The organism is Streptomyces sp. NPDC107546, assembly GCF_055639175.1.
Map to the genome: position 1 here is coordinate 198,497 of NZ_JBVKBA010000004.1, position 26,610 is coordinate 225,106.

A 26,610-nucleotide genomic window follows, 5' to 3' on the forward strand; every position below is an offset into this window, starting at 1 on the left:
CCCCTTCGTGCTGCCGTGGGTCGGTCTACTTCTTGAGCTCGCTCAGGCAGAGCACGACGTCGTGGCCGCCGCCGTACTGGATGTAGGAGATCGTCGCGTCCTTGACGTCCTGGCACTTGTTCTCATCGCTGCTGCCGTCAAACTTCTGGACGACCTTGTACTGGGCGTTGCTCGCGGAGCAGTCGACGTCCTTGAGGTCGGGCTTGGAGTCCGTGCCGCCGTTGTGCATGCAGGAGCCCACCGACGTCGTCTCGGCGTCGTCGCGGGTCAGGAACCAGCCCGCACCGAACTTGATGACGCCGATGATGACGGCGATGACGATGACGCCGACGATCCGTATCGCCTTCTTGCCGACGCGCTTGCCCGGACCCGCCTGCGGCGGCAGCGGCGCCGGAGCACCTTGCTGTTGAGGGAAGGGGGGATACGGCTGCTGCTGCGGGTATCCCTGGTGCTGCGGGTACGTCTGCTGCGGCGGATAGGGCTGCTGCGGAGCGTACGGCTGCTGCGCGACTCCCGGCTGGCCGGGCTGCTGCCCCATGGGCGCGGTGGGCTGCTGGGCGTACGGATTCGTGCCCTGGGGCGGCGGAGTGGTCACTTTCGGGGTCCCCCTCGAACGTGGGTGCGCATGGCGCGAAATAAGACGCCCGTAAGCTACAGGTCCGCACTGACAACCTTGAAGTCGCCTGGGGCTCCGTGGCCTTGATGTGACACTTACTGGCGTTCAAAGCGGGACATAGACAGAGCAACTGCCGCGTAGACCACGGCGACCATGACGACCAAAGTGGCTGATCGGCCGTCAGGAGGCAGCAGCAAGGCGGCGACCGCGGCCGCGCCGACGAAGGCCACATTGAAGAGCACGTCGTAGACCGAGAAGATCCGGCCGCGGAAGCCGTCGTCGACCGAGGACTGAACGATCGTGTCGGTGGAGATCTTCGCGCCTTGTGTGGTCAGCCCCAGGACGAACGCGGCCGCCAGCATGGGTCCCGCGGCGAACGGCAGGCCGAGCGAGGGCTCCAGCACGGCTGCGGACCCCGCGCACACTGCGATCCAGCGACCGGGGCCGAGACGCCCCGCCGCCCACGGCGTCAGCACGGCCGCGGCGAAGAACCCGGCCCCGGAGATACCCAGCGCCAGTCCCAGCAGGGCCAGCCCCTGGCGTGGGTTCGCGGACAGGGCGTAGCGACACAGCATGAGCAGCAGAACGAGCAGCGCCCCGTAGCAGAACCGCATCAGGGTCATCGCGGTGAGCGCCAAGGCGGCCTCCCGGCGCGCGGGTGCCGCGAGATGCCGTACACCGGCCACCAGATCCCGCGTGGTGCCGACCAGCACGGCGCCAAGGCGCGGCTGCACCGCATCCCTGTCCGGGCCCAGCGATTGCGGAGCCAGGCTCAGCGAGGCGAGGGCCGATCCGAGATACAGGAGCGCACCCAGCAGCACCACCGCGGCATCGGAGTCGGCGATCACCAGTCGTACGGCGAAGGCGAGTCCGCCGCCCGCGGTCGCGGCGAGCGTGCCCGCCGTCGGGGAGAGCGAGTTGGCCATCACCAGGCGTTCGGCGTCGACCACCCGGGGCAGCGCCGCGGAGAGGCCGGCCAGGACGAAACGGTTGACCCCGGTGACGCACAGCGCGGAGACGTAGAAGAGCCAGTCCGGTACATGGCTCACCATCAGGACGGCGGTCGCGCAGGCCAGCAGGGCGCGCAGCAGGTTGCCGTGCAGGAAGACCTGGCGGCGCCGCCAGCGGTCCAGCAGGACTCCCGCGAAGGGACCTACGAGGGAATAGGGCAGGAGCAGCACGGCCATGGCGGAGGCGATGGCGGTGGCCGAGGTCTGCTTCTCAGGGGAGAAGACCACGTACGTGGCGAGCGCGATCTGGTAGACGCCGTCGGCCCCCTGGGACAGCAGCCGTACGGCGAGCAGGCGCCTGAAACCGCTGAAGCGCAGGAGGACGCGCAGATCGCGCACGACGGACATGGGGCACAGCCTCACATACGTGCGGGGTCCCCGGGCAGACGGCCCGGGGACCCCGGCACGGGCACGGGAGCGGCGTCAGCGCTCGACCTCGCCCCTGATGAACTTCTCGACGTTCTCGCGGGCCTCGTCGTCGAAGTACTGGACCGGCGGGGACTTCATGAAGTACGAGGACGCGGAGAGGATCGGGCCGCCGATGCCCCGATCCTTGGCGATCTTCGCGGCGCGCAGCGCGTCGATGATGACACCCGCGGAGTTCGGGGAGTCCCAGACCTCGAGCTTGTACTCCAGGTTCAGCGGGACGTCACCGAAGGCACGGCCCTCGAGGCGGACGTAGGCCCACTTGCGGTCGTCGAGCCAGGCCACGTAGTCGGAGGGACCGATGTGGACGTTCTTCTCGCCGAGGTCCCGGTCGGGGATCTGGGAGGTGACGGCCTGCGTCTTGGAGATCTTCTTGGACTCCAGCCGGTCGCGCTCGAGCATGTTCTTGAAGTCCATGTTGCCGCCGACGTTCAGCTGCATCGTGCGGTCCAGGACCACGCCCCGGTCCTCGAACAGCTTCGCCATGACGCGGTGCGTGATGGTGGCACCGACCTGCGACTTGATGTCGTCACCGACGATCGGGACGCCGGCCTCGGTGAACTTGTCGGCCCACTCCTTCGTGCCCGCGATGAAGACCGGAAGGGCGTTGACGAAGGCGACCTTGGCGTCGATGGCGCACTGGGCGTAGAACTTCGCCGCGTCCTCGGAGCCGACGGGCAGGTAGCAGACGAGGACGTCGACCTGCTTGTCCTTGAGGACCTGGACGACGTCGACCGGCTCCTCGGCGGACTCCTCGATGGTGGCGCGGTAGTACTTGCCGAGGCCGTCGAGGGTGTGGCCGCGCTGGACCGTCACGCCGGTGGACGGGACGTCGCAGATCTTGATGGTGTTGTTCTCCGAGGCGCCGATGGCGTCCGCGAGGTCGAGGCCGACCTTCTTGGCGTCCACGTCGAACGCGGCGACGAACTCGATGTCGCGCACGTGGTAGTCGCCGAACTGGACGTGCATCAGACCCGGGACCTTGGACGCCGGGTCGGCGTCCTTGTAGTACTCGACTCCCTGCACCAGCGATGCGGCGCAGTTGCCCACGCCGACGATGGCTACGCGAACCGAACCCATTCCGGTTGCTCCCTGTGTGTACGTGTGAGGCCCCGACCGGGCCTCACGTGGTGGTGTCGTCGGACGGATCCGGCCGGGTGCTGTCCCGGTGCCGGGGCAGGCCGCCCGTCGCTCCAGATGTGCTGCCAGGAGCGGAGCCTTCGGCAGTGGAACCCCTGAGGTCCCGTCCGGCCCGCTCACTCTCGATGAGCTCGTTCAGCCAGCGCACTTCGCGCTCCACGGACTCCATCCCGTGGCGCTGGAGCTCGAGGGTGTAGTCGTCGAGGCGCTCCCGGGTGCGCGCCAGCGAGGCACGCATCTTCTCCAGGCGCTCCTCCAGTCGGCTGCGACGGCCCTCCAGGACGCGCATGCGCACGTCACGGGACGTCTGTCCGAAGAAGGCGAAACGAGCGGCGAAGTGCTCGTCCTCGTACGCGTCGGGACCCGTCTGGGAGAGCAGCTCCTCGAAGTGCTCCTTGCCTTCGGGTGTCAGCCGATAGACGATCTTGGCGCGCCGCCCGGCGAGCGGAGCGGTGCCCGCGTCGTCGGGGGCACTCCCCGGCTCCTCGGTCAACCAGCCGTTGGCGACCAGCGTCTTGAGGCACGGGTAGAGCGTCCCGTAGCTGAACGCGCGGAATACACCCAATGACGTATTGAGTCGTTTGCGCAGCTCATAGCCGTGCATCGGGGACTCGCGGAGCAGGCCGAGGACGGCGAACTCGAGGATCCCGGAACGCCGGCTCATGTGCGCCTCCCTCCTTCCACTGTCCCGTCCGCACGGTCTTTATGCCGAGCTGATGTATCGACTCGATACATCACGACGATAGAACGCCTCTCCGGGTGCGACAAGAGGGGGCACGGTGAACGGGGTCACATCACCGATTCGTGGGACGCAAGTTGCCTGATTTGGGGTGAAGTTCGAAGCTCGGTCGGATTTGGCGGTGCGTAGTCTGTGCGCCATGCACACCACCGGGAACCGAGTGACCTATGGGGGACGTCCTCGTCCTCGGTGCAGTACGGGTGAATGTCGAAACGACCGCATCCGTACTTCGGGGGGACCGGAAACCAGCCGCCGTTTCCAGGCGCGCAAGGGTGCGCCTGCCCGAGGAGTAGTCGTTCGATGAGCGAGCACCGTCGCAAACCGCCGCAGCCGCAGGGAGGCGGACGTGCCGCGGCCCGACGCGGTCAGTCGGCGTCCCCCGGCCGCCGCGCGGCACCGCGAGGCGCCACCGGGTCTCCGCCCGCCCCCTATGGAGCAGGAGGTGAGGAGCGCCCGTACGGTGGCCGAGCCGAGGCCCGGAGGGCGGCCCAGAGAAACGCGGGCGGCCGGCGCAGAGGGGCCGACGGCGCGGGCCGCGGCAGGGGTGCGGCCCCCGCCAGGAAACGCTTCATCGACTACCCGCGCGCGGGCAAGTACGGCGTCGCGCGCTGGCTGCCCTCCTGGAAACTGGTCACGGGGCTGTTCATCGGTTTCATAGGGGGCCTGGTGGCGGTGGCAGGCGTCGGGTACGCGATGGTGAGCGTGCCGGACGTCGCCAAGACCGCGCAGTCCCAGAACAACGTCTACTACTGGGCCGACGGCACCCAGATGGTCGCCACGGGTGGCGAGACCAACCGCCAGATTGTCAACCTGTCGCAGATCCCCAAGGCGATGCAGTACGCCGTCATCTCCCAGGAGAACAAGACCTTCTACACCGACAGCGGCGTCGACCCGAAGGGCATCGCCCGGGCCGTCTTCAACATGGCCACAGGCGGCCAGACCCAGGGTGGCTCCACCATCACCCAGCAGTACGTGAAGAACGCGAGGCTGGACGACCAGTCGCAGACGATCTCCAGGAAGTTCAAGGAGATCTTCATCGCCATCAAGGTGGGGGCCACCGTCAAGAAGGACGACATCCTGGCCGGCTACCTGAACTCCGCGTACTACGGGCGGAACGCCTACGGGATCGAGGCCGCCGCGCACGCGTACTTCAACAAGTCCGCCGTCGAGCTGGACCCCGGCGAGTGCGCCTTCCTGGCGGCGATGCTCAAGGGCGCCACGTACTACGACCCGGCAGGCGCCACGTCCATCGACCCGAAGAACGCCACCCCCCAGGCAAACCAGAAGCGTGCCACCCTGCAGATGCAGGACACCCTCAACAAGATGGTCCAGTACGGGCACCTGAGCGCCGCGGAGCGCGCCAAGTACACGACGCTTCCGCAGGTCCAGAACCCGCGGTCGAACACCCGGCTGAGCGGCCAGATCGGTTATCTCGTCGACCTGGCCAACAGCTACCTGGTCACCCACAGCAGCACGACCCACATCACCCAGGAGAAGCTGCAGCAGGGCGGGTATCAGATTTTCACGACCTTCGAGAAGAAGAAGGTCGACGAGCTCGAGGCCGCAGTCAATAAGGTCCAGAAGGCCAACATCAAGCCCAACCTGCGCCCGAATACGGATAAATTCGTCCAGTTCGGCGGGGCTTCCGTGGATCCGGGCACCGGTGCCATCAAGGCGATCTACGGTGGTGAGGACGCGACCAAGCACTTCACCAACAACGCCGACTCGACCGGTGCACAGGTGGGGTCGACGTTCAAGCCGTTCGTGCTGGCGGGGGCGATGAAGTGGGGCGTCCGCAACCCCGACCTCGGACCGGAGCAGGCCCAGGACGAGCGCACCGTCGTCTCACCGAAGAGTTTCTACAGCGGCAAGAACAAGCTGAAGATCAAGGAGTACAACGGGGCCGTCTGGAAGAACGAGAAGGGCCAGGAGTGGCTGCAGACGAACGACGGCAACGAATCGGTGGGCGACCCGCCGGACTACAAGATCGACCTGCGTGAGGCGATGCAGTTCTCGGTGAACTCCGCCTATGTGCAGCTGGGCATGGACGTGGGCCTGGACAAGGTGAAGCAGACGGCCCTGGACGCGGGGATCCTGGAGGGCAGCCTGGCCAGCTCGAACTATCCCTCGTTCTCCATCGGTACCTCCTCCCCGAGCGCGATCCGAATGGCCGGTGCTTACGCCACGTTCGCGGCCAGCGGCAAGCAGAACGATCCCTACTCGGTCGACAAGGTCAAGAGCAAGGACGGGCCGGTCTTCCAACACGCCAAGCAGGCCAAGGACGCGTTCACCCCGAAGGTCGCCGACAACGTCACGGACGTCCTGAAGACCGTGGTCGACAAGGGAACCGGTACAGCGGCGAAGTTGCCGGGACGCGACGTGGCGGGCAAGACCGGTACGACGGACGGAAACAAGTCCGCCTGGTTCGTCGGATACACCCCGCAGCTGTCCACGGCGATCAGCATGTTCCGGATGGACGACAACGAGTCCAACAAGAACCGCACGTTCCTGGAGATGTATGGCACAGGCGGGCAGAAGGAGATCCACGGTGCCTCGTTCCCGGCCGAGATCTGGCACGACTACATGGAACAGGCGCTCAAGGGTCAGCCCGCGAAGTCGTTCCCGACACCGGAGCCCATCGGAACGGTCGTCAACGACACCCCGAGCCCGAGCGTGACCCCCACGCCCACGCAGAGCGTCACCCAGAGCCCGACGCCGAGCGCGACGCCGAGCCCGTCGCTGACCTCGCCCTCGCCCTCACCGAGCGACACCTGCGGCTTCTGGGGCAACAGCAGCTGCAACGGCAGCGGGAACGGCGGAACGGGCCCGGGCGGCACCGACGCGGGCGGCACGGGCGGAGTGACCACATCGCCGACGGAGTCGACCGGCAGCGGAAACACCCGGGGCAACGGCAACGGAGGGATCTTCGCGGGGCCGAACGGGTAGTTGTCACCGAGCGTGTTTCACGTGAAACACTGCGTTTCACGTGAAACATCGCCCCAAGAGGGCCGTCACACCAACCGGGTGGGGCGGCCCTCAGCGTTTTCCTGGCTGCATACGGCAGGATGAGCCTCATGCCCAGTGCAGAGACGACGCGCGTGAGCGTGCCCCAGCCGGATGTGGTGCGGCCGACCAGGGAAGACGAGGTCGCCGCGGCCGGCAGCGAGCTGATCGGCGGGCCCGTCGGACGGCGCTCCCTGGTCGGGACGTCCTGGTGGACGCCCGTGCGGATCGTGGCGCTCGTGGCGATCGGCATGTTCGCCCTCGGCATGGTCCAGAAGCTGCCCTGCTACGACAGCGGCTGGTTCTTCGGCGCCAGCTCGCAGTACACGCACGCCTGCTACTCGGACATCCCGCACCTCTACCAGGGGCGCGGCTTCGCCGACGGGCTCGTGCCCTACTTCGACAAGCTCCCGGGCGACATGGACTACCTCGAGTACCCGGTGCTCACCGGTGTGTTCATGGAGGTCGCCTCCTGGATGACTCCGAGCGGCGGCGGCATCCAGGCCCGAGAGCAGACCTACTGGATGGTCAACGCCGGAATGCTCATGGTGTGCGCGGCGGTCATCGCCGTGTGCACCGCCCGCATCCACCGCAGGCGCCCCTGGGACGGCCTTCTCGTCGCCCTCGCGCCCGCCCTCGCGCTGACCGCGACGATCAACTGGGACCTGCTCGCCGTGGCGCTGCTGGCCGCCGCGATGTTGATGTGGTCACGTGGCCGGCCCCTTGCCTTCGGTGTCCTCGTGGGGCTCGCCACGGCCGCGAAGTTCTACCCGTTCCTGGTGCTCGGACCGCTCCTCCTGCTGTGCTGGCGGGCGGGCAGGTGGCGGGAGTACGGGACGGCCGTCCTGGGCGCCGTCGGCGCGTGGCTCGTGGTCAACCTGCCGGTGATGTGGCTGGCCCCCGAGGGCTGGTCCAAGTTCTACCGCTTCAGCCAGGAGCGCGGGGTGGACTTCGGGTCCGTCTTCCTGTTCGTCTCGCGCTGGTTCAACATCGACATCACCGCGGACACCGCCAACACCTACGCGATGATCATGATGGTGCTCGCCTGTGTCGGCATCACCGCGATGACGCTGACCGCTCCGCGCCGCCCGCGCTTCGCCCAGCTCGCCTTCCTGATCGTCGCCGCGTTCATCCTCACCAACAAGGTCTACTCGCCGCAGTACGTGCTGTGGCTGGTCCCCCTCGCCGCGCTCGCCCGGCCGCGCTGGCGGGACTTCCTGATCTGGCAGGCCTGCGAGGTCGCGTACTTCCTGGGGATCTGGATGTATCTCGCGTACACGACCAGTGGAGACGCCCACAAGGGTCTGCCGACGGAGGGGTACCAGTTCGCCATCGCCATCCACCTGCTGGGGACGCTCTACCTGTGTGCCGTCGTCGTCCGCGACATCTTCCTGCCGGAACGGGACATGGTGCGCCGGGCCGGCGACGACGACCCGTCCGGCGGTGTGCTGGATGGTGCGCCGGACCTCTTCGCGCTCGGAGCCGCCGCACATCCGCCGCGGCACGCCGCGCGTCTCGAGGGGCACCAGGTGGACTGGGGCAGCCGCGGCGGGGAACCGGCTGACGACGGCCCCCGCTGAGCGGACCGGGCCTCAGGCCGTCATGGCGAAGGCCGTACACGGGTTGCGTGTACGGCCTTCGCCGTGCTCCGGCTCCGTGGTCAGCGGTCGACGAGCCGGTCGAACTGCGTGGTGGTGTGCCGCAGATGGGCCACCAGTTCGTCGCCCACCTTCGGCTCCGTGGCGTCCGCCGGGATGAACAGGATCGAGACCTGCATGTGCGGGGGCTCAGCGAACCAGCGCTGCTTGCCCGCCCAGACGAACGGCGACAGGTTCCGGTTCACCGTCGCGAGGCCGGCCCGGGCCACTCCCTTGGCTCGCGGCATCACGCCGTGCATCGCCTTGGGGGCCTCCAGGCCCACCCCGTGCGACGTCCCGCCCGCCACGACGACCAGGAAGCCGTCGGAGGCCGCCTTCTGCTGCCGGTAGCCGAAGCGGTCGCCCTTGGCCACGCGTGTCACGTCCAGGACCGCCCCGCGGTATTCGGTCGCCTCGTGGTCCCCCAGCCACAGCCGGGTGCCGATGCGGGCGCGGAAGCGGGTCTGCGGGAACTGCTGCTGCAGCCGGGCCAGCTCATCGGCCTTGAGGTGGCTGACGAACATCGTGTGCAGCGGCAGCCGGGCCGCACGCAGCCGGTCCATCCAGCCGATGACCTCCTCGACGGCGTCGGAGCCGTCGGTACGGTCCAGCGGCAGGTGGATGGCGAAGCCTTCCAGGCGCACGTTCTCTATGGCCGCGTGCAGCTGCGGCAGGTCCTGCTCGCTGACCCCGTGGCGCTTCATCGAGGACATCACCTCGATGACCACCCGGGCGCCCACGAGCCCGTACACGCCGTCCACGGACGACACCGAGCGGATGACGCGGTCCGGCAGCGGCACGGGCTCCTCGCCCCGCCGGAACGGCGTCAGCACCAGCAGGTCGCCGCCGAACCAGTCCTTGATCCGGGCCGCCTCGTACGTCGTGCCCACCGCGAGCATGTCCGCGCCCAGGCGGGTGGCCTCCTCCGCCAGCCGCTCGTGGCCGAACCCGTAGCCATTGCCCTTGCAGACGGGGACGAGCCCCGGGAACTGCTCCTGCACGTGCTTGTGGTGTGCCCGCCAGCGCGCGGTGTCGACGTAGAGCGTGAGCGCCATGGCCGGTCCCGGAACCTTTCTCGTGGCTGCCGTGTGTCAGAGGTCTGAGAGGGAATTGTGACGGATCCGCCGGACCGACGGGCTGCTCGGGCTGCTCGGGCTGCTCGGGCTGCTCGGGCTGCTCGGGCTGCTCGGGCTGCTCGGGCGGCCCGGCGCGGGGCTCCGGCGTCAGCGGCGCGACATGTAGATGTCGAGCGCCTTGTGGAGCAGCTTGTTGAGCGGGAAGTCCCACTCGCCGAGGTACTCGGCGGCCTGCCCGCCCGTGCCCACCTTGAACTGGATCAGTCCGAAGAGGTGGTCGGTCTCGTCCAGCGAGTCCGAGATGCCGCGCAGGTCGTAGACGGTGGCACCGAGCGCGTAGGCGTCGCGCAGCATCCGCCACTGCATCGCGTTCGATGGCCGCACCTCACGGCCGATGTTGTCGGAGGCTCCGTAGGAGTACCAGACGTGGCCGCCGACGATCAGCATCGTCGCCGCCGACAGGTTCACACCGTTGTGCCGCGCGAAGTACAGCCGCATACGGTTGGGGTCCTCGCTGTTGAGGGCCGTCCACATGCGCTGGAAGTACGACAGCGGGCGGGGCCGGAAGTGGTCGCGCACCGCGGTGATCTCGTACAGGCGCTGCCACTCCTCGAGGTCGTGGTAGCCGCCCTGGACCACCTCGACACCCGCCTTCTCGGCCTTCTTGATGTTGCGGCGCCACAACTGGTTGAAGTTCTTGTGGACCTCTTCCAGGGACCGGTTGGCGAGCGGCACCTGGAAGACGTACCGCGGCTGCACGTCGCCGAAGCCGGCGCCGCCGTCCTCGCCCTGCTGCCAGCCCATCCGACGCAGCTTGTCGGAGACTTCGAACGCGCGCGGCTCGATGAAGTCGGCCTCCAGGTCACGCAGCCGCTTGACGTCCGGGTCCTGGATGCCCTTCTTGATGGTCTCCGCGTTCCACCGTCGGATGACCACCGGCGGACCCATCTTCACGGAGAAGGCGCCCTGCTGCTTCAGGTGCGCCAGCATCGGCTGGATCCAGTCCTCCAGGTTCGGCGCGAACCAGTTGATCACCGGACCCTCGGGCAGATACGCCAGGTAGCGCTTGATCTTGGGCAGCTGCCGGTACAACACCAGACCGACGCCCACCAGTTCGCCGCTCTTGTCGAACCAGCCGAGGTTCTCCGACCGCCACTCCGCCTTGACGTCTGCCCAGGCCGGGACCTGCATGTGGCTCGCCGCCGGCAGGCTCTGGATGTACGCCAGATGCTGCTCGCGACTGATCGTCCTCAGGGTCAGGCTCATTCGGGGCGCTCCTCGGGCTGGTGTGTCCCCATGGGTACAGGGGCTCCGGCTCTCGCGCCGAAGCCTACTGCGCCCCGCGAGCGCCCCGACTGGGCCTACGCAACCTGTGTGTCCGGCGGGTCGCCTCACGGCCCCGCCAGCAGCACCGCGGTTCGGCGGTCAGTGGCCCACGACCCCGCCGAAGAGACCGCCGTGGGCCATGCCCAGGAAGAAGCCGACGGCTGAGGCACCGAGCCCCAGGATCAGGCCGAAGCGCTCTCGGGTCGTCACGGAGATGTACTGCCCGTAGGCGCCGGTGAAGATCCCCACCAGGCCGGTCCAGGAGCTGATCAGATGCAGGTCCTTGGACACCAGCGCCGTCACGAAGGCCGTGACACCGAGCACCAGGGTCACCGCGAGCAGGGTGTCCTGGACGGGATGGGCCTTGCCGTCCGTGGCGAAGAGGGAACCGGTGGTGTTGGGTCGCAATACCTGTGCCATGGGGCACCTCCTGCGGAAGGCGGCGCATCGTAGCGCCATACACACCCGATGTGTACAGATTGACGGCCTCCGGGGCCGGATTTCAACCGGAAGCACGTGTGCGGGTACTCTGTACCGTCTGCACCGGTGTCTGCCCAGGCACAGCCTGGTCAACCGTCGACCGACCTCTGATTGTCAGTGGCGGTTGATTTACTGACAGGCACGGTGCCGTACGCATCACAACCCTCCTGCCACGGAACGACCGTGGCCGCTGAGTCCGAAGGAGGTGGGTTCCACATGCGTCACTACGAGGTGATGGTCATCCTCGACCCCGATCTCGAGGAGCGTGCTGTCTCCCCGCTGATCGAGAACTTCCTCTCCGTCGTCCGTGACGGCGGTGGAAAGGTCGAGAAGGTCGACACCTGGGGTCGTCGTCGTCTCGCCTACGAGATCAAGAAGAAGCCCGAGGGCATCTACTCGGTCATCGACCTGCAGGCCGAGCCTGCGGTCGTCAAGGAGCTCGACCGCCAGATGAACCTGAACGAGTCGGTCCTCCGGACCAAGGTCCTCCGTCCCGAGACCCACTGAGCCCCGCGCTCAGCTGATCCCGGGATTCGAGTAGCAGCACCAGCAGCCAGCAGCAAACCCGCCGAGAGGTTCCCCCATGGCAGGCGAGACCGTCATCACGGTCGTCGGCAACCTTGTCGATGACCCCGAGCTGCGCTTCACCCCGTCCGGTGCGGCGGTCGCGAAGTTCCGCATCGCGTCCACTCCCCGCACCTTCGACCGTCAGACCAACGAGTGGAAGGACGGCGAAAGCCTGTTCCTGACCTGCTCGGTCTGGCGCCAGGCGGCGGAGAACGTCGCCGAGTCGCTTCAGCGAGGCATGCGCGTCATCGTGCAGGGCCGGCTGAAGCAGCGGTCCTACGAGGACCGTGAGGGCGTCAAGCGCACGGTCTACGAGCTCGACGTCGACGAGGTCGGCGCGAGCCTGCGCAACGCCACGGCCAAGGTCACCAAGACCGCCGGCCGCGGTGGCCAGGGCGGTTACGGCGGAGGTGGCGGCCAGGGTGGCGGCCAGGGCGGCGGCTGGGGCGGCGGCCCCGGCGGCGGTCAGGGCGGTGCTCCGGCCGACGACCCGTGGGCGACCGGCGCTCCCGCCGGCGGCCAGGGCGGAGGCGGCCAGGGCGGTGGCTGGGGCGGTGGCTCCGGCGGCGGTGGCGGCTACTCGGACGAGCCCCCCTTCTAGGCGGGCCGTACCCCACACTTCTTGATCACACAGGAGAAACACCATGGCAAAGCCGCCTGTGCGCAAGCCGAAGAAGAAGGTCTGCGCATTCTGCAAGGACAAGGTCACGTACGTGGACTACAAGGACACGAACATGCTGCGGAAATTCATTTCCGACCGCGGCAAGATCCGTGCCCGTCGCGTGACCGGCAACTGCACGCAGCACCAGCGTGACGTCGCCACGGCCGTCAAGAACAGCCGTGAGATGGCGCTGCTGCCCTACACGTCCACCGCGCGCTAAGGGAAGGGTGACCGACTAATGAAGATCATCCTCACCCACGAGGTCTCCGGCCTCGGCGCCGCCGGCGACGTCGTCGACGTCAAGGACGGGTACGCCCGCAACTACCTGATCCCGCGGAAGTTCGCGATCCGCTGGACCAAGGGTGGCGAGAAGGACGTCGAGCAGATCCGTCGTGCTCGCAAGATCCACGAGATCCAGACCATCGAGCAGGCCAACCAGGTCAAGGCCCAGCTCGAGGGCGTGAAGGTCCGCCTGGCCGTTCGTTCCGGCGACTCCGGCCGTCTCTTCGGTTCCGTCACCCCGGCCGACATCGCCTCGGCGATCAAGGCCTCCGGCGGCCCCGAGGTCGACAAGCGCCGCATCGAGCTCGGTGCGCCGATCAAGACGCTGGGCGCCCACGAGACGTCCGTGCGTCTGCACCCCGAGGTGGCCGCCAAGGTCAACATCGAGGTCGTCGCGGCCTGATCGCTGTGCTCGGCTTGAGCAGCTCTGAAAGGGGCCGCACCCGTCACGGGTGCGGCCCCTTTCCAGCGGCCGGGGTCGTCACGGGTGCATGTTTCACGTGAAACGGTCAGCGCGTCGCGCCCGTCACGATCCAGCGACCGGAGCGTGCGCGTAGCCACAGGGTCAGCATGCGGATCGTCATCATCAGCGTCATCGCCGCCCAGAGGGCGGTGAGTCCCCCGCCGAGCGTGGGGACGAGCAGGGCCACCGGCGCGAAGACGGCCAGGGTGACGACCATCGCCCAGGCGAGGTACGGCCCGTCGCCCGCACCCATCAGGACTCCGTCCAGAACGAAGACGATTCCGCATATGGGCTGGGACAGTGCCACCATCAGCAGGGCGGGCAGGGCCGTGTCCTTCACCGCGGAGTCGCTGGTGAACAGTGGGAGGAACAGCGGCCGGGCCACAAGCACGAGCAGTCCGAGCACGAGGCCTGCGACGATGCCCCACTGCACCATGCGGCGGCATGCTGCGCGGGCGCCCCACGCGTCGTCCGCGCCGAGATAGCGCCCGATGATGGCCTGCCCTGCGATGGCGATCGCATCCAGTGCGAACGCGAGCAGGCTCCACAGGGACAGGATGATCTGGTGCGCGGCGATGTCGGCGTCCCCGAGCCGCGCGGCGACGGCCGTTGCGATCATGAGGATGGCCCGCAGCGAGAGCGTACGGATCAACAGCGGTGCTCCCGCCTGCGCGCAAGCACGTATCCCGGCCGCGTCCGGCCGTAGCGAGGCGCCGTGACGACGGGCGCCACGGACGACGACGTACAGGTACGCGGCCGCCATCCCGCACTGCGCTGCGACGGTGCCCCACGCGGATCCGGCGATGCCCAGGCCCGCGCCGTAGACGAGCCCCGCGTTGAGGGCGGCGTTGGCCATGAAGCCCGCGACCGCCACGTACAGCGGTGTCCTCGTGTCCTGCAGTCCGCGCAGTATGCCGGAGGCGGCAAGCACCACCAGCATCGCAGGGATGCCGAGCGCCGAGATCCGCAGATAGGTCGTCGCATACGGGGCCGCGGTCGGCGAGGCGCCGAAGAGGGTCACGATGCCGGGCGCCGTGGGCAGGACGACGGCGATGACGGCTGCTCCCAGCAGCAGGGCCAGCCAGATGCCGTCCATGCCTTGGCGGATGGCGGATCGTGGATCGCCCGCGCCGACGCGGCGCGCGACCGCGGCCGTGGTGGCGTAGGCGAGAAAGACGAAGATGCTGACGGCGGTGGTGAGAAGCGCCGAGGCGACGCCGAGGCCGGCCAGCTGCGCGGTGCCGAGATGGCCGATGATCGCACTGTCGGCCATCACGAAGAGGGGCTCCGCGATGAGTGCGCCGAAGGCCGGAACGGCCAGTGCGACGATCTCCCGGTCGTGCCGACGTCCAAGGGCGCGGGGTGTCGCGGGAGCCTGTGTCATGACCACCAATCTAATCGTCCACAGGTAAGAGCTGCAACGGGGCTATGTCCCTTACTTCAGACGCTGTGTCCCAGCGTGCTGTCCACGGACGGTGGCGATCTTGATCCGACTGGGGAAGTTTTTCTTCTGCACAAGCGGTGGATGGGAAATCCCCAGGTCAGATGGGTTCTTGCAGATCAGCTGAGGGCTTGTTCACAGAGCTGTCCACCGTGTCGTGCACAGGTTTCGCGGAGTTGTCCACAGCGTTGGGCGTCTCGTCCACATGGCCTGTGGATAACCAGATTGGCTGACGGTGCCCGGGGGCCTAACGTGGTCCGGCGCCCACTCCCTCTCCGTCCTCGGACAACGCGCCCGACCGACGCGTCTGAACCGGAGCTGGGCTTCTCGCTTTGTCAGTGTCGTGCCCTAGAACTGGGTGCACGGCGAGGTCCGCGCGGCGGACGGGAGGAGGCGGCCCGGTGAGCATTTCCGAGCCCTTGGACGATCAGTGGGCCGACAGCGGCCCCGGCGATCGTGTCCCCGCCTCCCGCCGACGCGGCGAGGGCGGCCGGGGCCGTGACGAGCAGCACGACAGGGGACCGGACAGCGGCGCGTGGGACGGGGGTGGCTCCGCCTTCGAGCGGGTGCCGCCGCAGGACCTGGACGCCGAGCAGTCCGTCCTCGGAGGCATGCTCCTGTCCAAGGACGCGATCGCGGACGTCGTGGAGATCCTCAAGGGCCATGACTTCTACCGGCCGGCGCACGAAACGATCTACCAGGCGATCCTCGACCTGTACGCGAAGGGTGAGCCGGCCGACCCCATCACGGTCGCGGCGGAGCTGACCAAGCGCGGTGAGATCACCAAGGTCGGCGGTGCCTCGTATCTGCACACGTTGGTGCAGACGGTGCCGACCGCGGCGAACGCCGAGTATTACGCGCAGATCGTGCACGAGCGTGCCGTACTGCGGCGCCTGGTGGAGGCCGGTACGCGCATCACGCAGATGGGGTACGCGGCGGACGGCGACATCGACGAGATCGTCAACAGTGCTCAGGCCGAGATCTTCGCGGTGACCGAGCAGCGCACGGCGGAGGACTATCTGCCGCTGAGCGAGATCATGGAGGGGGCGCTCGACGAGATCGAGGCGATCGGCTCACGGTCGGGAGAGATGACCGGTGTGCCGACCGGCTTCACCGATCTGGACCAGCTCACCAACGGTCTGCACCCGGGACAGATGATCATCATCGCCGCGCGTCCCGCGATGGGGAAGTCGACGCTGGCTCTGGACTTCGCCCGAGCCGCTGCCATCAAGCACAACCTGCCCAGCGTGATCTTCTCGCTCGAGATGGGCCGCAACGAGATCGCGATGCGTCTGCTGTCCGCGGAGGCTCGGGTTGCACTGCACCACATGCGGTCGGGCACGATGACGGACGAGGACTGGACCAGGCTCGCGCGTCGTATGCCGGACGTCTCGGCCGCGCCCCTCTACATCGACGACTCGCCGAACCTGTCGATGATGGAGATCCGGGCGAAGTGCCGTCGTCTGAAGCAGCGCAATGATCTGAAACTGGTCGTCATCGACTATCTGCAGCTGATGCAGTCCGGTTCCAAGCGAACCGAGAGCCGGCAGCAGGAGGTCTCCGAGATGTCGCGAAACCTGAAACTGCTGGCCAAGGAGCTGGAGCTGCCGGTGATCGCGCTGTCGCAGCTCAACCGTGGTCCGGAGCAGCGGACGGACAAGAAGCCCATGGTGTCCGACCTGCGCGAATCGGGTTCGATCGAGCAGGACGCCGACATGGTGATCCTGCTGCACCGTGAGGACGCCTACGAGAAGGAGTCGCCGCGCGCGGGTGAGGCGGACATCATCGTCGGCAAGCACCGTAACGGCCCCACCGCAACGATCACGGTCGCCTTCCAGGGCCACTACTCCCGGTTCGTGGACATGGCACAGACCTGATCCGTCGCCTTGGAGGTCTCGGAATCTCCTTGCTGATGATCGGCGATTGCCTTCAGCCCGGTTGGAAGAACGCGAGCATTCTCCGGCTGGCGTCCGGCGACATCAGGATTTCCTGGATGCGCGCGGACTGCCGGGCGGCAGCGCTGGTGCGTTCGAACATCTCGCGTTCGTATTCTTTGACGGCGGCGGGAAAGTCGTCCGGGTGCGCGGCCAGCGCCAGACCGAGCAGGGCGCCGTCGAGCAGCGCCATGTTGGCGCCCTCTCCCACCCGGCATCAGGTGCGCGGCATCGCCGAGCAGCGTGACGCCCGGCGTCGACGGCCAGGTCAGGCCGACCGGGAGAGTGGTGATCGACCGCGGCACGACCGTGTCGTCGCAGGCCGCGATCAGCGCGGTGAACCGTGAGTCCCAGCCGGGGAGCAGGTCGATCAGCCGCGCCCGGGCGGCGGCCGGGTCGTCGAACGGGATCCCACTGGTCGCGAACCAGTCCTCGCGGGTGTTATAGAAACTGGGGCCGATGCGAACGCGGCCGTCGCCGTTGGGCTGCGCCGCCAGGGATATTCCGTTGCCGAGCACCGACGACGCATGGCGGCACCAGGGAAATGAGCTCGACGCGGGATGCCGCGCCGGGTGGACTGGGGCCATGACGCAATCTCAGGAAGAGCTGCTTCCCACAACGCGCCGAGCCCTGCTGCACCGGATCGCCGTCGCGCAGGCCGAGGGGCGGGCGCCGTCACTGGTGGCGGCCGTAGTCCGGGGTGGGCGGACGGTGTGGCACGGGGCGCGATCCTGCGTGGACGGCCATGCTCCGGACGAGAACGTGCAGTACCGGATCGGGTCCATCACCAAGACGTTCACGGCGGTTCTCGTCCTGCGGCTGCGTGACGAGGGGATTCTGGATCTGGGCGATCCGCTGGAGAAGCATCTGCCCGGCACAGGGGTGGGGGAGGCGACCCTCGCGGATCTGCTCGCGCATACCGGTGGTCTCGCGGCGGAGTCGCCCGGGCCGTGGTGGGAACGGACGCCGGGAACGCTGCGGCCCGAGCTGGCGGACGTGCTGGGCGAGCATCCCTTGCGGCACCCGGTCGGGCGCAGGTTCCACTACTCCAACCCCGGCTACACGCTCCTGGGTGCACTGGTCGAGGAGGTGCGCAGGGCGCCGTGGGAGGACGTTCTGCGGCGTGAGGTGCTGGAGCCGCTGGGACTGCACCGGACCGGCGGCCGGCCGCAGGCACCGCATGCGGGCGGGTGGGCAGTGCATCCGTGGGCGGATGTGATGCTGCCGGAGCCTGTCGAGGATCTCGGACGGATGGCTCCGGCCGGTCAACTGTGGTCGACCACCGGCGACTTGGCCCGTTTCACTGGTTTCCTGGCGCAGGGTGACGAGCGGGTGCTGAGTGCGGAGTCCGTACGGGAGATGCGGACGCCTGCCGCGCCCCCCGAGGCGTCGGATGTGGTCGCGGGTTCCGCGTACGGTCTCGGGATGCGGCTTCAGCGCCGGGACAGCCGTCTCCTGATCGGGCATTCCGGTTCCCTGCCCGGGTTCCTGGCCGATCTCACGCTGAGCGTGGAGGATGACGTGGCGGCCGTCGTGCTGGCCAACTGCACGTCGGGGCCGGCTGTCTCCTCCGTTGCCGCCGACCTCGTGGCGATCGTGGCGGAGGCGGAGCCGCGGATCCCCGAGCCGTGGCGGCCGCTGCCCGATGTGGACCGGTCGGTGCTGGAGCTGGTGGGGCAGTGGTACTGGGGCACGCAGGGGTTCGTCCTGCGGCTGACGGCCGATGGGGGTATCTCGCTGGAGCCGTTGTCCGGTGCAGGTCGGCGAGCACGTCTGCGGCCCAACGGGGACGGCACCTGGACGGGACTGGACGGCTACTACGCGGGGGAGGTTCTGAAGGCGGTACGGCGGCCGGACGGATCGGTGAGCCATCTGGACCTCGGGTCGTTCGTGTTCACGCGCCAGCCGTACGAGGAGGGGGCTCCCGTGCCCGGCGGTGTGGACCAGGACGGGTGGAGAGGGATCCGGTAGTCCCCCACTGAGGGTCAGGAAGGTCAGGAAGGGCCTGTTTCACGTGAAACAGGCCCTTCACCAGTGAGCGGTGGCGGTGTCAGAGCTGCCGTTTGAAGCCCACGTGCGACGCCTGGAAGCCGAGGCGTTCGTAGAAACGGTGGGCGTCGGTGCGGGTGGCGTCGGAGGTCAGCTGGACCAACTGGCAGTCGTGGCACCGGGATTCGTCGATCGCCCATTCAATGAGGTGCGTTCCCAGACCACCGCCGCGTTCGTCGGCATGGATGCGGACGGCCTCGATGATTGAGCGGGTGGCGCCCATGCGGGAAAGGCCGGGAATGATGGTGAGCTGGAGGGTGCCCACCACCCGGCCGTCGCGTACGGCGACCACGAGGTGTTGGTTCGGGTCGCTGCACACCCGCTTCAAAGCGTTCAGGTAGGGCGTCAGGTCGTCCGGTGATTCACGCTGAGCGCCGAGCGGGTCGTCGGCGAGCATGGCGACGATCGCGGGGACGTCGTCCGCGACCGCGGGCCGTATGTCGAGTTCTCCCATGCCCGCACCCTAGGGCCGCTCCGACCGTGCTGGGTGGCCGGGAGCGGATGGTTGTCAGGCCGGCACGTCCAAGGACTCGACGACGCGGACCAGTGGTGCCAGTTCCGGCTTCTTCGCCGCCTCGACGAGGGCTTCTCGGAGGGCCGCGTTGTTGGTGGGCCGGGCCTCTTCCAGGAGCTTGAGGCCGGCCTCGGTGACGTTGGTGTAGATGCCGCGGCGGTCGGTGGGGCAGAGATACCGCGAGAGCAGGCCGCGGTCCTCCAGTCTGGTCACCAGTCGGGTCGTGGCGCTCTGGCTGAGGACCACCGCGTCGGCGACCTGCTTCATCTGGAGATGTCCCCCCTCGCCGTCGTGCTGACGGCTGAGTACATCCAGCAAGGAGTACTCCCGCACGCTCAGCCCGTGTTTGGCCTGGAGCGCGCGTTCGAGGTGGGCCTCGATCCTCCCGTGCAGCAGGGAGAGGGCGCACCAGCCCTGGGCGAGGGCGGTGAGCGTGGGGTCCGTCGCTGACATGGCGTTGTCCTCCATTCCGGAGCAGCTCACCACCAGGGTAGAGCACGCCCGCAATAGACCGCGTTTGCATATATAGCGCGTTTGCAATTATTGTGGAAGCACGCAAGGCGCTCACACAAACATTGGGAAGGTGTCCCCCCATGCCCCTCGCGCTTCTGGCCCTCGCCATCGGGGCCTTCGGGATCGGAACCACAGAGTTCGTGATCATGGGTGTGCTGCCTGAGGTCGCGAGCGATTTCGGCGTCTCCATCCCCACCGCCGGGCTCCTCGTGACCGGCTATGCCCTGGGAGTGATGGTCGGCGCTCCGATCATGACGGCGCTCGGCACCAAGGTCCCCCGCAAGCGGATGCTGATGCTTCTGATGGGCCTGTTCATCGTGGGCAACCTGCTCTCTGCCGTCGCCCCGGTCTTCGGACTGATGCTGGTGGGCCGGGTGGTGGCCTCCCTGGCCCACGGCGCGTTCTTCGGCATCGGGTCGGTGGTCGCCGCCGATCTGGTCGCACCGGAGAAGAAGGCCGGCGCCATCTCCATGATGTTCAGCGGTCTGACGATCGCCAACGTCGTCGGCGTCCCGCTCGGCACACTCGTCGGACAGACCGCAGGCTGGCGGGTCACCTTCACGCTGGTCGCCGCGCTCGGCGTGGTCGGGCTGCTGGGCGTTGCGAAGCTCGTGCCCGAGATGCCGAGGCCGGAGGGCGTGCATCTGCGCCACGAGCTGGCCGCCTTCAAGAACGCACAGGTGCTGCTCGCGATGGCGATGACCGTCCTCGGCTTCGGCGGTGTGTTCGCGGCCATTACTTACATCGCGCCGATGATGACGCATGTCACCGGCTTCGCCGACAGCTCGGTCACCTGGCTGCTCGTTCTCTTCGGCCTCGGCATGGTCGGCGGGAACCTCACCGGCGGCAAGTACGCGGACCGTGCCCTGATGCCGATGCTGTACGTGTCACTGGGCGGTCTCGCCCTCGTGCTCGCGCTGTTCACCGTCACTGCGCACACCAAGACGCTCGCCGCCGTCACGATCGTGCTGATCGGCGCCCTCGGGTTCGCCACCGTGCCGCCCCTGCAGAAGCGGGTGCTGGACCACGCGCACGGCGCTCCCACCCTCGCCTCGGCCGCGAACATCGGTGCCTTCAATCTCGGCAACGCCCTGTCGGCCTGGCTCGGCGGCTTGGTCATCGCCGCCGGACTCGGTTACACCGCCCCCAACTGGGTCGGCGCAGTCCTCGCCGTGTCCGCCACGCTGCTCGCGTTCCTCTCGGCCGCGCTGGAGCGCCGGGAGACGGCCTCTAGCACGGTCGTGGCGGGCACCGCGCCCAGCGAACGGCGCACCGCCGTGCGCCACTGAGTGGCTCTGCGAATGCGACGCGTGCCCCCTGCACCCGGGGGCACGCGTCGTGCCGTGCGGCTGTGCTCAGCCCGCCGCCACCGTCAGAGGGGCGAAACGCCGGGTCCAGTCGCCGGGCAGGTCCGAGATGCCGTACGTCATGACCGCGTTGACGCCCGCCGAGGCGAGACCCCGCTCCTTCAACCAGGTCAGCAGGCCCTCGTGCCGTACATCGACATCCGTGCGCAGCGGGCGGTCGGTGTGCGCGGCCAGGGAGGCGACGAGTGCCATCGCCGTCTCCGTGTCACGGGCGATGAGGGGACCCACGACATGGGTGTCCATGTTGGGCCAGGCAGCCGCGTACCCGATGATCCGCCCTTTCTCCTCGGCGACCCGCAACTGGTCGGCGAAGGCGGGCAACCGCGTGATCATGTGTGTACGGTCTGCGCCGAACACCTCCTCGTCGAGCCGGACGAGGGTGGCGAGGTCCTCTCCGGTGGCCGGACGAGTGGAGACGGCGGGGGACGGCCCACCGGCCGCGAAGTGCCCACGCACCATCTCGGAACCGCCGATGACCTTGAAGCCCAGCTCCTCGTACAGGGGACGGCCGTACGGGGTGGCGTACAGCGTGAGCGGGACGGTGCCCGAATCCGCGACCACCTGCCGCATCAGCCGACGGCCGACGCCCTGGCGGGCGTGCCGCTCGGCGACGAGCACCATGCCGATGGCGCGGAGATCGGGACGGTAGCTGGACCCGTACTCGGTGACGACACACGCAGTGACCAGACCACCCTCGGGATCGTCGATGCCGTATCCCTTCCCGGCGGCCAGAAGCAGGCCCCACTTGTGTTCCTCACGGGGCCAGCCCCGGTCCTCGGACAAGTCGGCGCAGGCATGGAGGTCGCGGGGGGTCAGGCGGCGGATGGGCAGAGCGGCGAGGGCAGGTGTCGACACGCTGGTCAGGCTGTCTGACATGGGCCACCGGCGTCCACCGGTTTGAGGTGTAACACACATGCTTTTGGCCATGTCTCACCCGACCGCACGGCACAGGGCCAGACGTTTCACGTGAAACGTCAGCCCCGGCCCTCAGCCCAGGTCTGGCGCGTGCATGGCCCGCACGCCCTCGATGTTCCCGTCCAGGTAGTGCCGCAGCGACAGCGGAACGAGATGGACCGAGGCGATGCCCACGCGGGTGAACGGCACCCGCACGACTTCGTACTCCCCGGCCGGCTCCTCGACCTCGGGACCGTGCCGCAGGCGTTCGTCCATCGACTCCAGACGGCAGACGAAGAAGTGCTGAACCTTCACACCGGTCGGGCCGCCGCCTTCGCCGATGTGCTCCACCGTGTCCACGAAGCAGGGCACCACATCGGTGATCTTGGCACCGAGTTCCTCGTCGACTTCCCTGTGCAGCGCGTCGATGACAGTCGTGTCGGACGGCTCTACCCCGCCACCCGGAGTGACCCAGTAGGGATCCACACCCGGCTTGGTTCGCTTGATCAGGATCAGATCATCACCATCCAGCAGGATGGCGCGGGCGGTGCGCTTGACCACGGGGCGAACGGTCATGGGAGAAATGTGGCCCAGCATGTTCCACGTGAAACATCGCCCGCCTCACATCGCAGCCCATCTTGGGTGAACACCGGGCGATGTGCGCGGCGGCCGTCGCAGCCGTCGCCGGACCAGATCACCGTCGCCCGCATCTTCGTCACCAGCGGTAGTCGCTCAACCCCAGTCAGCCGCAGCCCGCAACAGCCACTCATGGGCCCGGGCTATGGGCGGCATGGCAAGTGTCCCGGTCCGGACCACGAGGAAGTAGGTCCGTAGCGGGGAAACCGCGGGTTCGTGCACGGCCACCACGTCACCCCGCTTCAGTGCGGAGGCACACAGATGGCGCGGCAGCACGGCGAGCCCGGCACCGGTGGCGGCGCAGGCGAGCACGGCGCGCAGGTCGGGGACGATGACCGTGCCGGCGGCGGCCGGGTGGGAGTCGAAGACAGCGGCCCAGTAGCGGGAGACGAACGGCAGCGACTCGTGGACCTCGACCACCGGAAGGTTCTCCAGCGCGTAGGCGCCCTTGCGGCGCAGCCTGCCGGGGCCGATGTGGGACGCCCAGCGCGGCGCGGCGACCAGGACATGCTCCTCGTCGCACAGCGGAGTCGCCGTGAGCAGAGCGCCACGCGGCCTGGCCGTGGTGATGGCCAGATCGTGGAGCCCCGCGGCGAGCCCTTCCAGCGTCTCGTCCACGGTCCCGAAGGAGACGCGCAGGGCGAGCCCCTGGCCGTCGTCACCGGTCAGTTCCGCCAGCGCGGGTAGGGCGCGCTCAGCGGTGAACTCCGGCGGTCCGGCGAGATGCAGGGTGCGCAGCGACATCTGCTCGTCGAGCCCGGTCTCGGCGATCTCCACCAGGGCGTCGAGATGGGGCGCGGCCTTGTGTGCGAGTTCGTCGCCGATGGCCGTGGGCGTCACCCCGCGGGCCTGCCGCAAGAAGAGGGGACGGCCCAGCTGCCGTTCCAGCGTGCGGATCTGGGAGGTGACCGCCGGCTGCGAGAGGCCGAGCAGCGCCGCGGCGCGGGTGAACGAGCCTGCCCGGTGGACGGTCAGGAAGGTGCGCAGCAGGGCCAGATCCATGGTGCTCCTCCGCTCCCCGCACCCTCGGACGCGCCCAACTATAAATAAGTCGATAGGTCGCTGTCGCTACTGTGATTGGACACTGACGCAGAGTCAACTAGCCTTGTTCGCGCGGTTCTTCGCGCGCGGAACCGGGACGGTCCGAGCCACGAGGGGGGAGGCTCGGACCGTCCGTCGTACGTAGATGGGCATCCTCGGCCGGTGGACCGGCTCCCCCGAGGTGCGTAGCCCCGGTGGTGCACGGTGACCGGCACGTGGTCAGTGCGCCGACTCCTCCAGCGCACCGAGCACATCGGTCACCAGGTCCTCGGGATCCTCGGCGCCGACCGACAGCCGGATGAACCCTTCCGGTACCGCGTCACCGCCCCAGCGTCCCCGCCGCTCTGCGGTGGACCGCACCCCTCCGAAGCTCGTCGCGTCGTCGACGAGCCGCAGCGCGTCCAGAAAACGCTCGGCACGCGCGCGTGTGGGCAACGCGAACGACACCACACACCCGAAGCGCCGCATCTGCTGCGCGGCGACCTTGTGGGACGGGTCGTCGGGCAGGCCGGGATACCGCAGCCCGGTCACCTCGGGTCGGCCGCGCAGCGCCTCGGCGACGGCGAGCGCGTTGGCGGTCTGCCGGTCGGCGCGCAGGTGGAGCGTGGCGAGCGACCGGTGCGCCAGCCAGGCCTCCATGGGACCCGGGATCGCTCCGACGATCTTGCGCCAACGCCGTACGGAGGTCATCAACCCGGCGTTCCGGGACGTCACGTATCCGAGCAGCAGGTCGCCGTGCCCGGTGAGCATCTTGGTGCCGCTGGCCACGGAGAAGTCGGCGCCCAGCTCCAGGGGCCGCTGGCCGAGCGGGGTCGCGAGGGTGTTGTCCACGGCGACGAGGGTGCCCTGCGCGTGGGCCGCCTCGACGAGCCGTCGCACGTCGCAGACGTCCAGTCCCGGGTTGGAGGGGGTCTCGATCCACAGCAGCCTCGCGCCGTCGAGGACGCCGAGCTGGGCGTCGCCGGCCGTCGGCGCGGTACGCACCTCGATGCCGTACGCCGTGAGCTGCTCGCGCACCAGCGGCAGCACCTGGTAGCCGTCCGCGGGCAGCACCACCGTGTCGCCCGCACGCAGCTGGGAGAACAGGACGGCCGAGATCGCGGCCATGCCGGAGGCGAAGGCGAGTGTCTCCACGCCGTCCTCACCGGGCGCCTCCAGCTCGCCGATGGCGCGCTCCAGACGGCTCCAGGTGGGGTTCTCGTCCCGGCCGTAGGTGTACGGACCGGTCGGCTCGCCGGGCAGGTGGTAGTGCGCGGCGAAGACGGGACCCGGCAGGGTCGGCTCGTGCTTGACCGGCTCGGGCAGTCCCGCGCGGACCGCGCGCGTGCCGTCGCCGTATCCCGCGCCGGCCGTGCCGGCATCCCCTGAAGTCATGCTGCCCGTCCCTCCACGTTCTCGCGTACAGCGGCGAGCAGACCGAGGCTCGCCGCCTCCACCATCTCAAGACACTCCTCGAAGCCGTCCATCCCCCCGTAGTACGGGTCCGGTACGTCGAGATCGCCGTCGGCGGCCGGGTCGTAGGAGCGCAGGAGCCGCACCTTCGCCGCGTCCTCCGGGGTGGGCGCGAGGCGGCGCAGGGCCTTGAGGTGCCCGGAGTCCAGGGCGATCACCAGATCCAGGCGGGAGAACCAGGAGGGCTGGAACTGCCGTGCGACATGATCGCTGTCGTAGCCGTTGTCCTCCAGGACGGCCACGGTGCGCGGATCGGCGCCGTCTCCCTCGTGCCAGCCGCCCGTGCCGGCGCTGTCGACCTCGACCCGGTCGTCCAGACCGGCCTCCTCGATGCGGGCGCGGAAGACGCACTCGGCCATCGGGGAACGGCAGATGTTGCCGGTGCAGACGAAACAGACGCGGTAGGTCATGCGGCTCACTCAGTCCTTGTCGTCGGGCAGCACGACGTGCAGGGCCCAGGAGACGATCGAGATGATCAGGCCGCCCAGGACGGCGGTCCAGAAGCCCTCGACATGGAAGCTCAGGTCCAGCTTGCCCGCCACCCACGAGGTGAGCAGCAGCATCAGCGCGTTGACGACCAGGGTGATCAGGCCGAGCGTCAGGATGAACAGCGGGAAGGTCAGCACCTTCACGATCGGCTTGACCAGGAAGTTCACCAGGCCGAACAGCAGCGCCACGACGATGAGCGTGCCTATCTTCCGGCCGGTGCTCGAACCCGTGAGCGTGATCTTGTCGAGGAGCCATACGGCGACGGCGAGGGCCCCAGCGTTGGCGATCGTCTTGACTACGAAATTCTTCATGTGTCTGATCGTGGCAGACCGGATCACAGGTGAGCACCGAGCAAGGGCGGACAAGGGCGATGAAGGCATTCCGGCTGGACGAACTGGAGGCGGAGCGCGCCGCCAACGAGGGTGCGTACCTGCAGTTCCTGCGGGAGCGGAACATGTCGGTCGGCCTGTACGCGCTCGACGCGGGTGACCTGGACCCGCAGAAGCCGCACCGGCAGGACGAGGTGTACTTCGTCGTCAGCGGACGCGCATCGATCACCGTCGGCATGGAGACGACCCAGGTCGGGCGCGGCAGCGTCGTCTACGTGCCCGCCGGGGTCCCTCACAAGTTCCACCACATCACCGAGGACCTGAGGGTGCTGGTGGTGTTCTCTCCGCCTGAGAGCTGAGGCGTGTCTAGGGGTTCCCTCAGGGGAGGAATCAGGGGAGGACAAGGGATGCGAGACGCCCGCCGCTCCCCTCGGCGGCCCTAGCATCGAGGGCAGGACATCGAGGACCCGCAAGCGCCGTCGCCGGACGGGACGTGGGCCCGAAGACGCACACAGACGCCGAGAG

Annotated in this window: 26 protein-coding genes and 1 pseudogene; 10 read left to right on the top strand and 17 right to left on the bottom strand. The window is 68.4% G+C overall.

The annotated features are described in order from the left end of the window. Window positions 1-25 precede the first annotated feature (25 nt). From ACZ7L1_RS07850 to ACZ7L1_RS07865, 4 genes are all read right to left on the bottom strand, one after another. Complete coding sequence (locus ACZ7L1_RS07850) at window positions 26-595, bottom strand: LppU/SCO3897 family protein (RefSeq protein WP_471435151.1); 570 nt, start codon at window positions 593-595, stop codon at window positions 26-28. A 116-nt stretch (window positions 596-711) separates the two neighbouring features. Beyond that, a complete protein-coding gene (locus ACZ7L1_RS07855) occupies window positions 712-1,974 on the bottom strand; it encodes an MFS transporter (protein ID WP_471435153.1) in 1,263 nt (420 codons plus the stop codon). A 75-nt stretch (window positions 1,975-2,049) separates the two neighbouring features. Continuing rightward, window positions 2,050-3,132 (bottom strand): inositol-3-phosphate synthase, encoded by a 1,083-nt coding sequence (locus ACZ7L1_RS07860; protein ID WP_471435155.1) that lies wholly within the window; start codon window positions 3,130-3,132, stop codon window positions 2,050-2,052. Between the two features lie 43 nt (window positions 3,133-3,175). Then, a complete protein-coding gene (locus tag ACZ7L1_RS07865) occupies window positions 3,176-3,856 on the bottom strand; it encodes a PadR family transcriptional regulator (RefSeq protein WP_471435156.1) in 681 nt (226 codons plus the stop codon). 375 nt (window positions 3,857-4,231) lie between these two features. Between ACZ7L1_RS07865 and ACZ7L1_RS07870 the strand changes: the two genes are divergently transcribed. After that, window positions 4,232-6,877 (top strand): transglycosylase domain-containing protein, encoded by a 2,646-nt coding sequence (locus ACZ7L1_RS07870; protein ID WP_471435158.1) that lies wholly within the window; start codon window positions 4,232-4,234, stop codon window positions 6,875-6,877. Window positions 6,878-7,005: 128 nt separating this feature from the next. Continuing rightward, on the top strand, window positions 7,006-8,514 hold the full coding sequence (locus ACZ7L1_RS07875) for a glycosyltransferase family 87 protein (protein ID WP_471435160.1): 1,509 nt from the start codon (window positions 7,006-7,008) through the stop codon (window positions 8,512-8,514). Between the two features lie 80 nt (window positions 8,515-8,594). Here the strand turns inward: ACZ7L1_RS07875 and ACZ7L1_RS07880 are convergent, their stop codons facing one another. From ACZ7L1_RS07880 to ACZ7L1_RS07890, 3 genes are all read right to left on the bottom strand, one after another. Next, window positions 8,595-9,626 (bottom strand): alanine racemase, encoded by a 1,032-nt coding sequence (locus ACZ7L1_RS07880; RefSeq protein WP_263230888.1) that lies wholly within the window; start codon window positions 9,624-9,626, stop codon window positions 8,595-8,597. Between the two features lie 168 nt (window positions 9,627-9,794). Continuing rightward, on the bottom strand, window positions 9,795-10,913 hold the full coding sequence (femX, locus tag ACZ7L1_RS07885; RefSeq protein WP_403617203.1) for a peptidoglycan bridge formation glycyltransferase FemX: 1,119 nt from the start codon (window positions 10,911-10,913) through the stop codon (window positions 9,795-9,797). A gap of 159 nt (window positions 10,914-11,072) precedes the next feature. Beyond that, window positions 11,073-11,393, bottom strand: coding sequence for a hypothetical protein (locus tag ACZ7L1_RS07890; RefSeq protein WP_388989108.1), 321 nt, complete (start codon window positions 11,391-11,393; stop codon window positions 11,073-11,075). A 276-nt stretch (window positions 11,394-11,669) separates the two neighbouring features. Here ACZ7L1_RS07890 and rpsF point away from each other — a divergent pair, with 276 nt between their 5' ends. The 4 genes from rpsF (at window position 11,670) to rplI (ending at window position 13,366) form a co-directional block, all read left to right on the top strand. Then, a complete protein-coding gene (rpsF, locus tag ACZ7L1_RS07895) occupies window positions 11,670-11,960 on the top strand; it encodes a 30S ribosomal protein S6 (protein ID WP_014673750.1) in 291 nt (96 codons plus the stop codon). A gap of 76 nt (window positions 11,961-12,036) precedes the next feature. Beyond that, a complete protein-coding gene (locus tag ACZ7L1_RS07900) occupies window positions 12,037-12,621 on the top strand; it encodes a single-stranded DNA-binding protein (protein ID WP_471435162.1) in 585 nt (194 codons plus the stop codon). A gap of 43 nt (window positions 12,622-12,664) precedes the next feature. Then, window positions 12,665-12,901 (top strand): 30S ribosomal protein S18, encoded by a 237-nt coding sequence (gene rpsR, locus ACZ7L1_RS07905; protein WP_003949403.1) that lies wholly within the window; start codon window positions 12,665-12,667, stop codon window positions 12,899-12,901. A gap of 18 nt (window positions 12,902-12,919) precedes the next feature. Beyond that, window positions 12,920-13,366, top strand: coding sequence for a 50S ribosomal protein L9 (gene rplI, locus ACZ7L1_RS07910; protein ID WP_030786327.1), 447 nt, complete (start codon window positions 12,920-12,922; stop codon window positions 13,364-13,366). Between the two features lie 106 nt (window positions 13,367-13,472). Here the strand turns inward: rplI and ACZ7L1_RS07915 are convergent, their stop codons facing one another. Further along, complete coding sequence (locus tag ACZ7L1_RS07915) at window positions 13,473-14,810, bottom strand: MATE family efflux transporter (RefSeq protein ID WP_471435164.1); 1,338 nt, start codon at window positions 14,808-14,810, stop codon at window positions 13,473-13,475. A gap of 458 nt (window positions 14,811-15,268) precedes the next feature. On the opposite strand from ACZ7L1_RS07915, the gene dnaB reads away from it, so the two are divergent. Then, a complete protein-coding gene (gene dnaB / locus ACZ7L1_RS07920) occupies window positions 15,269-16,744 on the top strand; it encodes a replicative DNA helicase (protein WP_471435166.1) in 1,476 nt (491 codons plus the stop codon). Between the two features lie 52 nt (window positions 16,745-16,796). On the opposite strand, the pseudogene ACZ7L1_RS07925 reads toward dnaB, so the two are convergent. Next, window positions 16,797-17,319 (bottom strand): annotated as a pseudogene (locus ACZ7L1_RS07925) (FAD-dependent oxidoreductase); the annotation flags it as partial. Window positions 17,320-17,386: 67 nt separating this feature from the next. Here ACZ7L1_RS07925 and ACZ7L1_RS07930 point away from each other — a divergent pair. After that, a complete protein-coding gene (locus ACZ7L1_RS07930; RefSeq protein WP_471435168.1) occupies window positions 17,387-18,772 on the top strand; it encodes a serine hydrolase domain-containing protein in 1,386 nt (461 codons plus the stop codon). A gap of 79 nt (window positions 18,773-18,851) precedes the next feature. Here the strand turns inward: ACZ7L1_RS07930 and ACZ7L1_RS07935 are convergent, their stop codons facing one another. Then, on the bottom strand, window positions 18,852-19,304 hold the full coding sequence (locus ACZ7L1_RS07935) for a GNAT family N-acetyltransferase (protein ID WP_471435170.1): 453 nt from the start codon (window positions 19,302-19,304) through the stop codon (window positions 18,852-18,854). Window positions 19,305-19,358: 54 nt separating this feature from the next. Then, window positions 19,359-19,817, bottom strand: a complete 459-nt coding sequence (locus ACZ7L1_RS07940; RefSeq protein WP_471435172.1) for a MarR family winged helix-turn-helix transcriptional regulator — start codon at window positions 19,815-19,817, stop codon at window positions 19,359-19,361. Between the two features lie 140 nt (window positions 19,818-19,957). On the opposite strand from ACZ7L1_RS07940, the gene ACZ7L1_RS07945 reads away from it, so the two are divergent. Next, on the top strand, window positions 19,958-21,166 hold the full coding sequence (locus ACZ7L1_RS07945) for an MFS transporter (protein ID WP_471435173.1): 1,209 nt from the start codon (window positions 19,958-19,960) through the stop codon (window positions 21,164-21,166). 66 nt (window positions 21,167-21,232) lie between these two features. On the opposite strand, the gene ACZ7L1_RS07950 is transcribed toward ACZ7L1_RS07945, so the two are convergent. The 6 genes from ACZ7L1_RS07950 to ACZ7L1_RS07975 all read right to left on the bottom strand — a co-directional run bounded on the left by ACZ7L1_RS07950 (window position 21,233) and on the right by ACZ7L1_RS07975 (window position 26,067). Further along, window positions 21,233-22,099 (bottom strand): GNAT family N-acetyltransferase, encoded by an 867-nt coding sequence (locus ACZ7L1_RS07950; protein WP_471435175.1) that lies wholly within the window; start codon window positions 22,097-22,099, stop codon window positions 21,233-21,235. Between the two features lie 132 nt (window positions 22,100-22,231). Continuing rightward, window positions 22,232-22,714, bottom strand: a complete 483-nt coding sequence (locus ACZ7L1_RS07955) for an NUDIX domain-containing protein (protein WP_200421664.1) — start codon at window positions 22,712-22,714, stop codon at window positions 22,232-22,234. 156 nt (window positions 22,715-22,870) lie between these two features. Then, the gene (locus tag ACZ7L1_RS07960) at window positions 22,871-23,776 is read right to left on the bottom strand and encodes a LysR family transcriptional regulator (protein ID WP_471435177.1); all 906 of its coding nucleotides are present in this window, start codon (window positions 23,774-23,776) and stop codon (window positions 22,871-22,873) included. Between the two features lie 258 nt (window positions 23,777-24,034). After that, entirely contained in the window at window positions 24,035-25,189 is a 1,155-nt protein-coding gene (locus ACZ7L1_RS07965; RefSeq protein ID WP_471435179.1) for a cystathionine gamma-lyase, read from the bottom strand. After that, window positions 25,186-25,677, bottom strand: a complete 492-nt coding sequence (locus ACZ7L1_RS07970; protein WP_471435181.1) for a low molecular weight protein-tyrosine-phosphatase — start codon at window positions 25,675-25,677, stop codon at window positions 25,186-25,188. The genes ACZ7L1_RS07965 and ACZ7L1_RS07970 overlap by 4 nt, the downstream gene beginning before the upstream one ends. A 9-nt stretch (window positions 25,678-25,686) precedes the next feature. Beyond that, the gene (locus ACZ7L1_RS07975; protein WP_471435182.1) at window positions 25,687-26,067 is read right to left on the bottom strand and encodes a phage holin family protein; all 381 of its coding nucleotides are present in this window, start codon (window positions 26,065-26,067) and stop codon (window positions 25,687-25,689) included. 59 nt (window positions 26,068-26,126) lie between these two features. Here ACZ7L1_RS07975 and ACZ7L1_RS07980 point away from each other — a divergent pair, with 59 nt between their 5' ends. Continuing rightward, on the top strand, window positions 26,127-26,444 hold the full coding sequence (locus ACZ7L1_RS07980) for a cupin domain-containing protein (RefSeq protein WP_103837260.1): 318 nt from the start codon (window positions 26,127-26,129) through the stop codon (window positions 26,442-26,444). Window positions 26,445-26,610 lie beyond the last annotated feature (166 nt).

Coding starts and splice junctions, on each gene's coding strand:
- ACZ7L1_RS07870 (WP_471435158.1), top strand. CDS start 4,232: ATGAGCGAGCACCGTCGCAAACCGCCGCAGCCGCAGGGAGGCGGACGT.
- ACZ7L1_RS07890 (WP_388989108.1), bottom strand. CDS start 11,393: ATGGCACAGGTATTGCGACCCAACACCACCGGTTCCCTCTTCGCCACG.
- ACZ7L1_RS07955 (WP_200421664.1), bottom strand. CDS start 22,714: ATGACCGTTCGCCCCGTGGTCAAGCGCACCGCCCGCGCCATCCTGCTG.
- ACZ7L1_RS07945 (WP_471435173.1), top strand. CDS start 19,958: ATGCCCCTCGCGCTTCTGGCCCTCGCCATCGGGGCCTTCGGGATCGGA.
- ACZ7L1_RS07930 (WP_471435168.1), top strand. CDS start 17,387: ATGACGCAATCTCAGGAAGAGCTGCTTCCCACAACGCGCCGAGCCCTG.
- femX (WP_403617203.1), bottom strand. CDS start 10,913: ATGAGCCTGACCCTGAGGACGATCAGTCGCGAGCAGCATCTGGCGTAC.
- ACZ7L1_RS07970 (WP_471435181.1), bottom strand. CDS start 25,677: ATGACCTACCGCGTCTGTTTCGTCTGCACCGGCAACATCTGCCGTTCC.
- ACZ7L1_RS07980 (WP_103837260.1), top strand. CDS start 26,127: ATGAAGGCATTCCGGCTGGACGAACTGGAGGCGGAGCGCGCCGCCAAC.
- ACZ7L1_RS07975 (WP_471435182.1), bottom strand. CDS start 26,067: ATGAAGAATTTCGTAGTCAAGACGATCGCCAACGCTGGGGCCCTCGCC.
- rpsF (WP_014673750.1), top strand. CDS start 11,670: ATGCGTCACTACGAGGTGATGGTCATCCTCGACCCCGATCTCGAGGAG.
- ACZ7L1_RS07965 (WP_471435179.1), bottom strand. CDS start 25,189: ATGACTTCAGGGGATGCCGGCACGGCCGGCGCGGGATACGGCGACGGC.
- ACZ7L1_RS07860 (WP_471435155.1), bottom strand. CDS start 3,132: ATGGGTTCGGTTCGCGTAGCCATCGTCGGCGTGGGCAACTGCGCCGCA.
- ACZ7L1_RS07875 (WP_471435160.1), top strand. CDS start 7,006: ATGCCCAGTGCAGAGACGACGCGCGTGAGCGTGCCCCAGCCGGATGTG.
- ACZ7L1_RS07900 (WP_471435162.1), top strand. CDS start 12,037: ATGGCAGGCGAGACCGTCATCACGGTCGTCGGCAACCTTGTCGATGAC.
- ACZ7L1_RS07855 (WP_471435153.1), bottom strand. CDS start 1,974: ATGTCCGTCGTGCGCGATCTGCGCGTCCTCCTGCGCTTCAGCGGTTTC.
- ACZ7L1_RS07935 (WP_471435170.1), bottom strand. CDS start 19,304: ATGGGAGAACTCGACATACGGCCCGCGGTCGCGGACGACGTCCCCGCG.
- ACZ7L1_RS07915 (WP_471435164.1), bottom strand. CDS start 14,810: ATGACACAGGCTCCCGCGACACCCCGCGCCCTTGGACGTCGGCACGAC.
- rplI (WP_030786327.1), top strand. CDS start 12,920: ATGAAGATCATCCTCACCCACGAGGTCTCCGGCCTCGGCGCCGCCGGC.
- ACZ7L1_RS07960 (WP_471435177.1), bottom strand. CDS start 23,776: ATGGATCTGGCCCTGCTGCGCACCTTCCTGACCGTCCACCGGGCAGGC.
- ACZ7L1_RS07880 (WP_263230888.1), bottom strand. CDS start 9,626: ATGGCGCTCACGCTCTACGTCGACACCGCGCGCTGGCGGGCACACCAC.
- ACZ7L1_RS07940 (WP_471435172.1), bottom strand. CDS start 19,817: ATGTCAGCGACGGACCCCACGCTCACCGCCCTCGCCCAGGGCTGGTGC.
- ACZ7L1_RS07865 (WP_471435156.1), bottom strand. CDS start 3,856: ATGAGCCGGCGTTCCGGGATCCTCGAGTTCGCCGTCCTCGGCCTGCTC.
- rpsR (WP_003949403.1), top strand. CDS start 12,665: ATGGCAAAGCCGCCTGTGCGCAAGCCGAAGAAGAAGGTCTGCGCATTC.